The following is a 292-nucleotide window of genomic DNA, read 5'->3' as shown; positions in this document are numbered from 1 at the left end:
GGCCTGATGAAGAACATCTGCGGCGTGAACGAATACCTGCGCAAGCAGGCTGCCCAGCGGGGCGAAGACCCCGCCCGGGTGACCCTGCAGGTCATTCCCACCGTGGACGGCAAACCCTATTACCGCGACGCCGAGGGCGGCTGCTGGCGCGTGTACGCCTTTGTGGAGGACACCGTCTGCCTGCAGCAGGTCAAGACGCCGGAAGATTTCTACCAGAGTGCCGTGGCCTTTGGCAACTTCCAGAAGCAGCTGGCCGGCTATCCCGCCGCCACCCTGCACGAAACCATTCCCC

General features: G+C 64.4%; 1 pseudogene. It reads left to right on the top strand.

The features are described from left to right. A pseudogene (locus H6B10_RS16060) lies at positions 1 to 292 on the top strand (mucin desulfatase); the annotation flags it as partial.

Source organism: Gemmiger formicilis (assembly GCF_016901605.1).
GTDB lineage: Bacteria > Bacillota > Clostridia > Oscillospirales > Ruminococcaceae > Gemmiger > Gemmiger formicilis_B.
Note: the sequence above shows the minus strand (reverse complement) of the source record. Positions and strands in the feature narration are given on the sequence as shown.